At 72.0% G+C, this 12815-nt stretch carries 3 protein-coding genes; 1 reads left to right on the top strand and 2 read right to left on the bottom strand.

Annotated features, from left to right (window positions below):
• Positions 1-4: 4 nt before the first annotated feature.
• Positions 5-9721 (bottom strand): amino acid adenylation domain-containing protein, encoded by a 9717-nt coding sequence (locus ACTJKF_RS09080; RefSeq protein ID WP_440623226.1) that lies wholly within the window; start codon positions 9719-9721, stop codon positions 5-7.
• 273 nt (positions 9722-9994) lie between these two features.
• Here ACTJKF_RS09080 and ACTJKF_RS09085 point away from each other — a divergent pair, with 273 nt between their 5' ends.
• Positions 9995-11728 carry a cyclic peptide export ABC transporter gene (locus tag ACTJKF_RS09085; RefSeq protein ID WP_440623227.1) on the top strand — a complete coding sequence of 578 codons (1734 nt, stop codon included), beginning with the start codon at positions 9995-9997 and terminating at the stop codon, positions 11726-11728.
• Positions 11729-11763: 35 nt separating this feature from the next.
• Here ACTJKF_RS09085 and ACTJKF_RS09090 read toward each other — a convergent pair whose 3' ends face one another.
• Complete coding sequence (locus ACTJKF_RS09090) at positions 11764-12810, bottom strand: ABC transporter substrate-binding protein (RefSeq protein ID WP_440623316.1); 1047 nt, start codon at positions 12808-12810, stop codon at positions 11764-11766.
• Positions 12811-12815 lie beyond the last annotated feature (5 nt).

A 12815-nucleotide genomic window follows, 5' to 3' on the forward strand; every position in this document is an offset into this window, starting at 1 on the left:
GTCCTTATCGGGTTTCCAGTTCGCCGAGCAGCGCGTCGATCGCGCTCGCCGCGTCGGTCTCGCCGCGGGCCGCGCACGCCGCGTCGATCGCTTGCGCGCAGCGCGCCAGCGTGCGGGTGTCGAACAGCGTGCGCAGCGGCAGCGCGAGGCCCCAGTGCAGGTTTGCCTGCGCATGGGCCTGCGTCGCGAGCAGCGAGTGGCCGCCGAGCACGAAGAAATCGTCGTCGCGGCCGATCGCATCGATACGCAGCACGCGCTGCCAGATCGCCGCGAGCGCGCGCTCCGTGTCGGTCGCGAGTTCGACGGCCGTCGCTGCCTCGCGCACCGGCGCGGGCAACGCATGGCGGTCGCACTTGCCGTTCGGCGTGACCGGCAACGCGTCGAGCTCGATCAGTTGCGACGGCACCATGTACGCCGGCAACTGTGCGCGCAGTGCATCGAGCAGTGCCGCACGGTCGAGCGGACCTGCGTCGCCGCGCGCGACATAGCCGATCAGCTGCTCGTCGCGCACGATCACGACCGCGTCGTGCACGCCCGGCGCCGTGCGCAGCAGCGCCTCGATTTCGCCCGGCTCGATTCGCTGGCCGCGCAGCTTCACCTGCGTGTCGACGCGGCCGAGATAGTCGAGCGCGCCGTCGGCGCGGCGCCGTGCGAGGTCGCCGGTGCGATACATGCGCGCGCCCGGCACGAACGGATCGGGGACGAAACGCTCGGCGGTGAGCCCCGGGCGGCCGAGATAGCCGCGTGCGAGGCCCGCGCCCGCCAGATACAGTTCGCCGGTCGCGCCGGCTGGCACCGGCTGCCAGGCCACGTCGAGCACGTGCAGCTGCAGGTTCGCGATCGGATGACCGATCGGCACCGCGACGGCGCGCGCGTCGTCGGGGCCGCAGGTCCAGTGCGAGACGTCGATCGCGGCTTCGGTCGGCCCGTACAGGTTCACGAGCGTCGCGTTCGGCACCAGCCGCGCGACCTTCGCGACGAGTTCGGGTGCGAGCGCCTCGCCGCTCGCGACGATCAGGCGCACGCTGTCGCATTGCGCGGCTGCCGCGAAATCGTCGAGATACGCGGCGAACGCGGCCAGCATCGACGGCACGAAATGCAGCACCGTCACGCCATGCGCATGGATCGCGGCCGCGAGGCGGGCAGGATCGCGGTGGTCGCCGGGCGCGGCGATCGCGAGCTTCGCGCCGATCGCGAGCGGCCACGCGAATTCCCACACCGACACGTCGAAGCCGAACGGCGTCTTGTGCAGCACCACGTCGTCGCGTGTCAGCCGGTACGCGTGCTGCATCCATGCGATCCGGTTCGCGAGCGCGCCGTGCGCGTTGCCGGCGCCTTTCGGCTTGCCGGTCGAGCCGGACGTGTAGATCAGGTACGCGAGCTGGGCGGCGTCGACGTCGGCGGCTTCGTTCGCTTCATCCGCATCGCCTGCTGCGTCGGCGAGCAACTCGGCCACCGTCAGCAGTTGCGTCGCCGTGTCGTCGCCGAGCGCGGCCTCGACCTGCTCGCGCAGATGGGCTTGCGTGATCGCGACCGCGGGCCGCGCGTCGCGCAGCAGGTACGCGATGCGCTCGGCCGGATAGTCGGGATCGACCGGCAGATACGCGGCGCCGGCCTTCAGCACGCCGACGAGCGCCGTCACCATGTCGAACGAGCGCTCGACGCACAACGCGACCGGCGTGTCGGGGCGCACGCCGCGCCGGCGCAATGCGGCGGCGACGCGCGTCGTGTTCAGGTCGAGTTCGCGATAGGTCGCGCGCTGCACGTTGCCGTGTGCGTCCGCGTACTCCAGCGCGATCGCATCGGGCGTCGTTCGTGCGGCTTGCGCGAACTGCCGATGCAGCGGCTGCCGCTGCATGTCGGGCCACGTCCGCGCGGTGCCCTGCGCGCGGGCCAGTGCGTCGCGCGTCGCTGCGTCGGCGATCGACAGCGAGCCGAGCAGCGCGTCCGGCGTGCGGGCCAGCGCATCGAGCGCGCATGCGAACGCGCGATGCCAGGTCTCGACCTGGCGCGCATCGACGCGCGCGGTGTCGTAGCCGTAGTCGATCGTCAGCTCGACGCCGCTTTCGATCACGAGCGTCAGCGCGAAATCGGTCGCTTCGATGCTGCGCACGCCGGTCAGCACGAGCGCACGCGGATCGGCGTCACGCGCCGTAGCGTCGACCGGATAGTTCTCGAACACCACCAGCGTGTCGAACAACGCCCCGCCGGCGCCGCGCGCCCAGCGCTGGATGTCGGCGAGCGACGCATGCGCATGCTCGGCGGCGGCCGCGTTCTCGCGCTGCAGCGCGTGCAGCCAGTCGGCCGCGCGTTGTTGCGGCGCCGGCGCGGTGATGACCGGCAGCGTATTGATGAAGAGACCGAGCACGGTATCGACGTCCGCGAACGCATCGGGGCGACCCGCGACGGTCGCGCCGAACGCGACGGCCGGCTGGTGCGTCATGCGCTGCAGCGCGAGCGCCCACGCGCCCTGCACCAGCGTGTTGACGGTCAGCTTCAACGCCCGCGCCGTTTGCGCGACACGCGTCATCGCCTCCGCATCGATCGTCGCGCGCCACGTGACCATCTCGGCGTCCGCACGGTCGGCGACGCGCCCGGCGATCAGCGTCGGCGCGTCGAGGCGCGCCAGCCGTTGGGTCCAGAAGCGCTCATCCGCGTCGCGATCGCGCGTGCCGAGCCATGCGATGAAGTCGCGATAGCGCAGCGCCGGGCGGCTCGCGAACGGCGACACCGCATCGGGGTCGCGATAGTCGCGCAGCACGTCCGCAAGCAGGCGCGCGGTGCTCCAGCCGTCCAGCAGCACGTGGTGGCGCGTCCACACGACGCGCCATGCGTCGTCCGTCACGCGGATCAGCGTGAGCCGCATCAGCGGCGGCGCGCGCCAATCGAAGCCGCGTGCGCGGTCGGCCGCGAGCCATGCGTCGAAATCGGTGTCGAGCGCGTCGCCGCGCGTGCGCCAGTCGAGTTGTTCGACGGGCATCCGCGCATGGCGGTGCACGCATTGCAGCGGCGCGGCTTCGTCCGGCAGCACGCTGGTGCGCAGGATGTCGTGGCGTTCGACCGACGCGGCGAACGCGGCCGCGAGCCGGTCGGCGTCGAGCGCCGTCACGGTCGCGACGAGCTGGTTCACGTAGCTGGCATGGCCCGGCGCGAACAACGCATGGAACAGGATCCCCTGCTGCATCGGCGACAGCGGATACACATCGTCGATCGCGCGCCAGTCGAGCGGCGCGCGATCGATCGCGGCCTGCGTGAGCCCGGCGGCCCGTGCGAGCGGGAAATCGCCCGGCGTCGCGCCACCGCCGCGATGCGCGACCCGGGACGCGCAGGCATCGGCGAGTTCGCGCAGCGCCGCGGCGAAGCGTCGTGCGAAGGCATCGATCGTCGCGCGCTCGAACTGCGGCGTGCCGTATACCCAGTGGACCTTCAGCGTGCGCGCGCCGTCGCGGCCGGCCTCCAGGTACGCATGGATCGCGAGCGTGTTGCCGAGCGGCCCGTGCGGGTCACGCTCGATGCCGGTGCCGCCGACGCGCGGCACGAGCATCGCGTCGCGCGGTGCGTCGAACTGGCCGAGATAGTTGAACGTGACGCGCGGACGCGGCACGGCGGCCAGCGCCGCACGCGTCGCCGCATCGCCGTAGTGCGCGAGCACGCCGAAGCCGAGCCCCTTGTGCGGCACCGCGCGCAGCGTGTCCTTGACGGCGCAGAGCGTGTCGCGCGCGGTGGCTTCGACCGGCAGCGTGACCGGATAGTGGCTCGTCAGCCAGCCGATCGTGCGGCTGGCGTCCGCATCGTCGAACAGCGCCTCGCGGCCATGCCCTTCGAGCTCGACGCGGCATGCAGCGCTGCCGCCGGTGCCGGCCAGCGCGAGCGCGAGTGCCGCGCCCAGCAGCTCGATCGGCTGCGTGCGATACGCGCCGTGCGCGTCGGTCAGCGCGGCGCGCGTCAGGGCCGCATCGATCGTCTGCACGACGGTGGCCGCGTCGGCGTTGGTCGCGGCTGCGCCGGGACGATCCGGCGCGAGGTCGTCGCCCCGTGCCATGCCGGCCCAGTACGCGACTTCCGCGGCAAACGGCGAGGCCGGCCCGGTCGCGGCGCGCGCGAGGCGGGCGGCCCAGGCGCCCGCGCGCAGGCCCGGCGGCGACAGGCGAACCGACATGCGCTCGCATGCGGCGCGATACGCGGCGTCCAGGTCGTCGAGCAGGATGCGCCACGACACGCCGTCGACGACAGCGTGGTGAATCGCCAGATACAGCTGCGTCGAGCCGTCCGGCAGCCGCGCCGCGCACGCGCAGGCGAGCGGCCCGCGGCCAAGATCGAGGCGGCGCTGCAACGCGTCGAAGCGCGCGAGCGCGTCGGCTTCGTCGCGGGCGGCGACGTCGACGAACGGCAGCGCGTCATACGGCTTCGCCGCGTCGCTCGCGTGCCACTGGCCGTCCGCGCCGCGCGCGAAACGCTGGCGGAATGCGTCGTGATGCGTCAGCACCGTATCGAAGGCATGCGCGAATGCGCCGGCGTCGAACGGGCCGCGCACGTCGAATGCGACCGACTGGTTCCAGTGGCCCCGATGCGGCACGTCGAGCGCGAAGAAGCGGTGTTGCGCGGGTGTCAGGATCGCTTCGGCAACCGGCGCGGCCGATGTCGTTGCCTGCGTGGCAGCGGCGACGTCCTCGGTCTTCGCGATGCGCGCGAGTTCGGCGACCGTCGGGCCGTCGAACAGCTGCTTCGGCGTGAAGCGCACGCCGCGCTTGCGGGCGCGTGCGATGACCTGCAGCACCAGAATCGAATCGCCGCCGAGTTCGAAGAAATTGTCGTCGCGGCCGACGTGCGGCGCCTTCAGCACCGCTTGCCACACGTCGGCGAGCGCCGCTTCGACCGGGCCTTGCGGCGCGTCGCCGGACGCAACGGCCACCGGCGCGGCGGCCCGTTCACGCAGCGCGGCGCGATCGATCTTGCCGTTCGCCGTCACCGGCAGGCGCGCGAGCGCGACGAACTGCGCGGGCACCAGGTAGTCGGGCAGCGTCGCGCCGAGCGCCGTGCGCACGGCGGCTTCGTCGAAGGCCGCGCCGTCGCGCATCACGACGAACGTCGCGAGCCGCATGCGGCCGTCGTGCTCGATCGCAAGCGTCTCGGCCTGCGCAATCGGGCCGGCCGCACGGACCGCCGCGCTCACCTCGCCCGGTTCGACGCGATAGCCGCGCATCTTCACCTGGTCGTCGATGCGGCCGACGAACGCGAGCCGACCGTCGGCGCGCAGGCGCACGCGGTCGCCGGTGCGATACAGCCGCGCACCAGGCGTGAACGGATCGGGCACGAAGCGCTCGGCGGTCTGCGCCGGCCGGTTCAGGTAGCCGCGCGCGACGCCCGGCCCGCCCAGATACAGCTCGCCCGTCGCACCGGCCGGCACACATGCGCCGAACGCGTCGAGCACCAGCGCACGCGCATTCGGCAGCGGCACGCCAAGCGGCACGCCGCTCGCGGGATCGCGCGCATCGGCGGCGATCGACGCGGTGTCGCACGCGATCGCGCCGACGGTCGCTTCGGTCGGCCCGTAATGGTTGATCACGCGGCAGGCCGGCGCGAGTGCGGCCACGCGCGCGACGAGCGCCCACGTCAGCGTTTCACCGCCGGTCACGAGCGCGTGACGCGGCAGCACGTCGGCCGGCACGCGTGCGTCGAGCAGCGCCTGCAGGTGGCTCGGCACGATCTTCAGCACGCCGACGTCGCGGCGGCGCATCTCGTCCGCGAACAGGTCCGGATCGAACGCGCATGCAGCCGGCAGCAGATGCAGCGTGCGGCCCGCGCACAGTGCGCCGAACAGCGTCGTGTGGCCGAGGTCGGCGGCGACGGTCGACACCATCGCGAACGACGCGTCCGGCGCGAACGCGAGTTCGTCGAGCATCCCCTGCACGTAGTCGGCCAGTGCGCCGTGCGACACGACGACGCCCTTCGGCGTGCCGGTCGAGCCCGACGTATAGATCAGATACGCGCCTTGTTCGGAATACGGCGCGGCGCGGATGCCCGCTGCGTGCGCGAGCGTCGCGTCCTGCGCAAGCGTGTCGACGTCGAGCGGCTGCGCGGCGCTATCGGCCGGCCAGGCGGCCGCCTTCGCGACGAGCGCCCAGCGTGCGCCGCAATCGATGGCGGCGGCCGTGAGACGTGCGGCCGGCTGCGCCGGATCGAGCAGCACGGCCAGCGCGCCGGCCTTCAGCGCGCCGAGCAGGCCGACGACGAAGTGAGCCGAACGCTCGAGACAGACGATGACGGGCGCTTCGGCCGTCGCGCCGCGCAGTGTCAGCGCGTGCGCGACGCGGTTCGATGCGTCGTCGAGTTCGGCGAACGTCAGCGACGTCGACGCATCGGCAAGCGCGACGCGATGCGGATAGGTGGCCGCCTGCCGCGCGAACGCGGCGACGATGTCGGCGTGTTCGATCCTCAATGCACGGCCGTCGCGCGGCTGGCGCGACGCCGGCGACGCATCGCACGGCAGCGCGGCCGTCGTCGCGTGCGGTTCATGTGCGGCGGACGCGACCAGCGCCGCATAGCTGTCGAGCCAGGCGCACGCCGTGTCGGCATCGACGCAGTCGGTCGCATAAGCCGCAACCAGTTCGATACCGCTCGCGTCGTCGGTGAAGTCCAGCGCGAAGTCGAAACGCGCGGCGAGATCGGGGCCCGGCGTCGCCACCGCGGTCGCGCCCGGCAGCACGCTGTCGTGCCGCGCATCGAACTGCTGCGCGAATTTCACGCGCAGCCATTCGTCGCCGCGCTTGACGGGCGGTTTCACCGCATCGACGACACGCTCGAACGGCACGTCCTGATGCGCGACCGCGTCGAGGGCCGCAGTGCGTGTCGCGTCGACCAGCGCGCGGAACGGCAGCGTCGGCGCCACGCGCACGCGCAGCGCGACCGTATTCAGGAACAGGCCGAGTAGCGCGCGGGTTTCCGGACGCTGGCGATGGGCGACCGGCACCGCGACGACGACGTCCGTCTCGCCGGTCAGGCGCGACAGCCACGCGTCGAAGGCGGCCAGCAGCACCGTGAACACCGTGGCCTGCGCGTCGCGTGCGAGACGCCGCACGTCGGCCGCGACCGCGTCGGGCAGGCGCACCGCCACGCGCGCGCCACGCAGCGTGCGGGTCGCGCCCGGCTGACGGTCGACCGGCAACGCGAGCGGGCCCGGCACGTCGCGCAGCGCGCCGCGCCAGTAGTCGAGCTGGCGCTCGCCTTCGCCGCCGGCAAGCATGTCGCGCTGCCAGTCCGCGTAGTCGGCGTACTGGATCGGCAGTGCCGGCAACGACGGCTCGCGGCCTTTCGCATGGGCGCGGTACGCGGCCGACAGTTCGTCGAACGCGCAGCGCGAGCTCCAGCCGTCGGTGATCGCGTGATGCGCGGTCAGCAGCAGCCGGTGGCGATGGTCGGCGAGCACGACGAGCGTCGCGCGCAACAGCGGCCCGGCCGAAAGATCGAACGGCGCGCGCGCATCGCGTTCGGCCAGGCGCGCGGCTTCCGCGTCGCGTGCGGCCGGCGGTTGCTCGCGAAGGTCGAACGTCGTGATCGAAACCGGCAGGTGTGCGTGGATACGCTGCATCACGATGCCGTCGTCGTTGTCGACGAGCGTCGTGCGCCATGCGTCGTGCCGAGCGATCACGTGATCGAGCGCGCGTTGCAGCGCGGCGCGGTCGAGCGCGCCGTCGATCGTCCAGTGTGCGGCGATGTGATACGCGGCGCTGGCGTCGCGCGTTTGCGCGAGCACCCAGAAACGCTGCTGCGCGAGCGACGCCGCGCGCTCGACATACGGTGCGTCGGCTGCGGCGGCATCGACGGTATCGACGGATACGGATACGGAGGCGCGGCGCGCGGCAATCGCGGCCAGCGGCTCGCCCGTCTCGCGTTCCGCGCGATCGACCTGCGCGGCCAGTTCGGCCAGCGCCGGATCGGCGAACAGCGTGTCGAGGCGAAGGTTCACGTGCAGTGCGGCACGGAGCGCGGCCTGCAGTTGCATCGCGGCGAGCGAATCGGCGCCGAGCGCGAAGAAACGGGCGTCGCGCGAAGGCAGCGCATCGAGGCCGAGCAGCGTCTGCCAGAAGCCGGCGATCTGCTGTTCGGTCGGCGTGCACGGTGCATCGCCCGCCGGTTGTTCGGTGTCGCGCGCGGCGGCGAGTCGCTCGCGCAGCGCGGTGCGGTCGAGCTTGCCGTTCGGCGTGTACGGCAACGCATCGCAGCGCACGAACCGGTGCGGCTGCCACGCGGCGGGCAACTGCGCGCCCACGTGCGCCTTCAGCACCGCGTCGTCGGCAGCCGCGCGCAGCGCGACGCATGCGACCAGCCGTGTCGGCCCGCTGCCGGTTTCGGCGATCACGGCCGCATCGGCCACCGCCGGATGCGAGCGCAGGCACGCGGCGATTTCCGCGGGTTCCACCCGCACGCCACGCACCTGCACCTGATCGTCGAGCCGGCCGAGATAATCGAATGCGCGATCGGCGCGCAGTCGCGCGAGGTCGCCGGTGCGATACACGCGCGCACCGGGCTCGCCGTGCGCATCGGGAATGAAGCGTTCGGCGGTCAGCGCCGGGCGGCCGTGATAGCCGCGCGCCAGGCACGCGCCACCGAGCAGCAGCTCGCCGCCCTCACCCGATTCGTTCGATGCGTTCGATGCGTTCGATGCGCCGGCCGCGTCGCCATCGATACGCGCGACGCGCGGGCCGATCACGCGACCGATCGGCAGCGATGCATACGCATCATCCGCGGCCAGCACGGGCGTGTCGCCCGGCTCGACCGGCCACAGCATCGGCGAGATCACGGCCTCGGTCGGCCCGTAACCGTTGATCAGGCGTACCGACGGAAACGTGCGGCGCACGAATTCGAATGCCTGCTGCGGCAGCGCTTCGCCACCGAACGCGAGGACGCGCAACGCCGGCGGCACGCCTTCCCGGGCGGCCACGGTCGCGAATTCGCGCAGATACGCCGGCGGAAACGCGGCGACGCTGACCGATTCGCGCACCATCAGCGCATGGGCGGCATCCGGCGCGAACGGCTGCGGCGGCGCAATCGTCACGCTCGCGCCGACCGCGAGCGGCGCGAGCCAGCATTCGTGCGCGGCATCGAAATTGACCGACGCGAAATGCAGCAGGCGATCGCCACCCGCGATCGGCAGCGCGGCCGCGAGCGCATCGCAATGCGCGGCGAGCGGCCCGTGCTCGACGACCACCGCCTTCGGCGTGCCGGTCGAGCCGGACGTATAGATCATGTAGGCGGCCGAGCGCGGATGCACCAGCACGTCTTCATCGTCGACGAAAGCGCTGGCGTGCGTGCCGTCACCTTCTGCCGGCGTCGCATCGAACGCGTGCTCGAACGGCGCGCCGAGCGCCGCGCGGCCCGCCGCGTCGACGATCCCATGGCGCAGTTGCGCATCCCGGACGATCCAGTCGAGGCGCGCGGCCGGATGGCGCGGATCGAGCGGCACGAACACGCCGCCCGCCTTCAGCACGGCCAGCAGCGCGACGAACAGCTCGCACGAGCGTTCGACGCAGACGCCAACGCGCACTTCCGCACCGACACCGGCCGCACGCAGTTGCCGTGCAAGATGTGATGCACGCGTGTCGAGCGCGCCGCGCGACACGCGCACGTCGTTCTGGAAAGGCGCGGCGAGCGCGGGTGCGTCGGGCGCCAGGCGCGCCAGTGCGCGGATTCGGTGATGCAGCGCAGTCGGGAAACTCGTCATGTGCGTGAAGTCCTTCGGTCCGGCCGCTTCGGCCAAGTCTCGGGGCCGCTTCGGGCGGCTTCACTGGTGTGACGAACGGCGCGGCCGATTTTTTACCGTTTTGCGTGCAAGGCCGGAACGGATGCGGTTTTTGACGGCACCGCTAAATATTTGCGCGGCCCGTTCGTCTATCAGGCAGGAAAGCCGCGACCGGGCCCGGCCCACACGCTGCTTTCGCGTCAGCCTTGCCGCTTTTCGCATGGTTTGCCTGCCCTTCATTTACCGACGTTGCCGATGACCGCCGCCCACGAGCCTGCTTCCCCGCCGCCCCTCGACGCCTCCCCCGGCCGCCCCGCGGCCCGCCTGATCCTCGCGCTGCTGCGCGAAAGCCGCGCGTCGCTCGCGCTGGCGCTCGTCGCCTGCGTGCTCAACGGCGTCGCGAGCGTGCTGCTCGTCGCGACGCTGAACCGCGCGCTCGCGCAGCCCGGCGCGGCCGATGCGTCGCTCGCGTGGCGCTTCGCGCTGTGCGCGGTGATCGCGCTCGTCACGCGAATCGTGTCGGGCACGCTGTTCGCGCGGCTGTCGCAGGACACGATGGCGCGCTTGCGCGTGCATCTCGCACGGCGCGTCGGCGCGGCCGAGCTGCGCGACATCGAGCGGATCGGCGCGGCACCCGTGCAGTCGGTGCTGACGGATGACGCGACCAACGTGTCGATGCTGTTCTTCGCGTTGCCGAACCTGGTGATGCACGGCTCGATCGTGTTCGGCTGCCTCGGCTATCTCGCGTGGCTGTCGTGGCCCGTGTGCGTGCTCGCGCTGGGCGCGATCGTCGCGGGCTCGCTCGGGTATCACACCGGCGACCGCCGCGCGATCGCGTCGCTCGAGGCGGCCGGCCACGCGCAGGACCGCCTGTTCGGCTATCTCGGCTCGCTGTTCTCCGGCGCCAAGGAACTGAAGCTGCACGATGCGCGCGCACGGCAATTCGTCGACGGCCAGCTGGGCGCCGCGATCGGCGAGGTGCGCGATCACCGCCGCCGCGCGTTCAGCGCGTATGCGGTCGGCGTCGGCTGGATCATCTTCCTGTTCTACGTGTTCCTCGGCGCCGCCGCGTTCTGGCCGCGGCTCGGCGTGCATGCCGATGCGGGCACGGCGGCCGGCTACGTCGTCGTGTTCCTGTTCATGCTGGTGCCGCTCGACGGACTGCTGAACAACCTGCCGACCGTCAACGCGGCGCGCGTGTCGCTCGGGCGCATCGAAGGCGTGATGGCCGAATTCGGCGCGCTGCGCACGGTGCCGCCCGCGAGCGACGCGCCCGACGTGCCGCCGGCCGGCGCCGTCACGCTGCGCGGCGTCACGCACGCGTATTTCCACGAGCGCGACGAACGGATGTTCCGGATCGGGCCGGTCGACCTGACGATCCGTCCAGGCGAGCTCGTGTTCATCGTCGGCGGCAACGGCAGCGGCAAGACGACGCTCGCGAAGGTGTTGACGGGGCTCTACGAGCCGGAGGAAGGCACGATCGAGGTCGACGGCCGCACGATCGGCTGGCGCGAGCGCGCCGCCTACCGGCAGCGTTTCAGCGCGGTGTTCAACGACTTCCACCTGTTCGATGCGCTGCTCGGCATCGTCGATCCGGACGATCCGGCGCGCGCGCAGGCCGATGCGCGCGCGAACGCGCTGGTCGCGAAGCTCGCGCTGGATCACAAGGTGAAGGTCGTCGATGGCGCGTTCTCGAATCGCGCGCTGTCGACCGGCCAGCGCAAGCGGCTCGCGCTCGTCGTCGCGTACCTGGAGGACCGGCCGTTCTATCTGTTCGACGAATGGGCGGCCGACCAGGATCCGTCGTTCAAGGCCGTGTTCTACGAGCAGTTGCTGCCGGAGCTGCGCGCACGCGGCAAGGCCGTGATCGTGATCACGCACGACGACCGCTACTTCGGTCTCGCCGATCGCCTGCTGAAGCTCGACAACGGGCAGATCGTCAGCGATACGACGCCCGCGCGGGACGGGATCGACGCGCTGAGCGCGTAAGCACGGTGGAACACCGTCGCCGCCCCTTCGCGCGTTCAGCGCGCGGCCGGCAGCGTCAGTAGCGTCTCGGTCATTACGTCGGCCAGTTTCAACGCCGACATCGGCCCGCCGAACCCCCAGATATTCCGCTCGACGAGCGCGATCCGGTGCTCGCGCCGCGCGGGCACGAAGCGCCACACCGGCGAATCGAGTTTCGACGACAGCGGCGTGTCCATCCCCGTCGCGGTGACGAACAGCACGGCAAGATCGCGTTGCCGGAGCAAGTCGGCGGACGTCACGTAAACCGTGCCTTCCCGCGTCGGCTTCTTCGGCCACGGATCGAGCCCGAGCGCACGCGCGAGGCCTGCCGACGTGCTGTTGCCCGTATAGGCCCAGTAACGATCGGGGAGCCCGAGATCCTGCAGCAGCGCGATGCGCTCGCCGCTGCGCCCGGCCGCCCTGAGTCGCTGCGCATTGCGTGCGACGCCCGCATCGAGCCGGGCTTCGACCGCTTGCGCGCGAGCCTCGCGTCCGGTCACGCTACCGATTGTCCGGAAGATCTGCCGCATCCAGTCGAACTGCGTGACCGGCACGCCATCCTCCGACACGTTCGGGCTGAACTGGAACAGGATCGTCGGCGCGATCCGGTCGAGCGCGGCGAAGATCGGCGCATGGCGGAAGCCGACGCCGATGATCAGATCGGGCTTCACCGCGGCGATCGCCTCGAGCCCGGGCTCCTGCCGCGAGCCGATGTCGGTCACGTGCGCGAGCCGGTCGCTCGCATAGCCGAGCCAGCCCGGATAGAACGCGGTATCGGCCATGCCGACCGGCACGATGTCGAGCGCGATCACGCTTTCCGCGAACATGAAGTCGAGCGCGACCACGCGCCGCGGCCACGCGGGCATCGTCGCGCTCGCCTGCGATACGACGGGGTTGCCGGCGAGTGAGCGGCCCGGCCGCGGTGCCGGGTTGCCCTGCCCGCCGCGCGCATCGTCGGCAGCAGCGGCAGCGATGGCGGCCGCCGGCGCGACGAACGCGCCGCAGCACGCCGCGCCGAGCGCGGCCAGGGCACCGAGCGCCTGACGGCGGCCGGCATGCGTCACCGCGG

It is taken from the genome of Burkholderia sp. 22313 (assembly GCF_052045245.1).
GTDB lineage: Bacteria > Pseudomonadota > Gammaproteobacteria > Burkholderiales > Burkholderiaceae > Burkholderia.

Excerpts from the sequence above, each read along its gene's own strand:
- ACTJKF_RS09080 (WP_440623226.1), bottom strand. The coding sequence starts at position 9,721 with ATGACGAGTTTCCCGACTGCGCTGCATCACCGAATCCGCGCACTGGCG.
- ACTJKF_RS09085 (WP_440623227.1), top strand. The coding sequence starts at position 9,995 with ATGACCGCCGCCCACGAGCCTGCTTCCCCGCCGCCCCTCGACGCCTCC.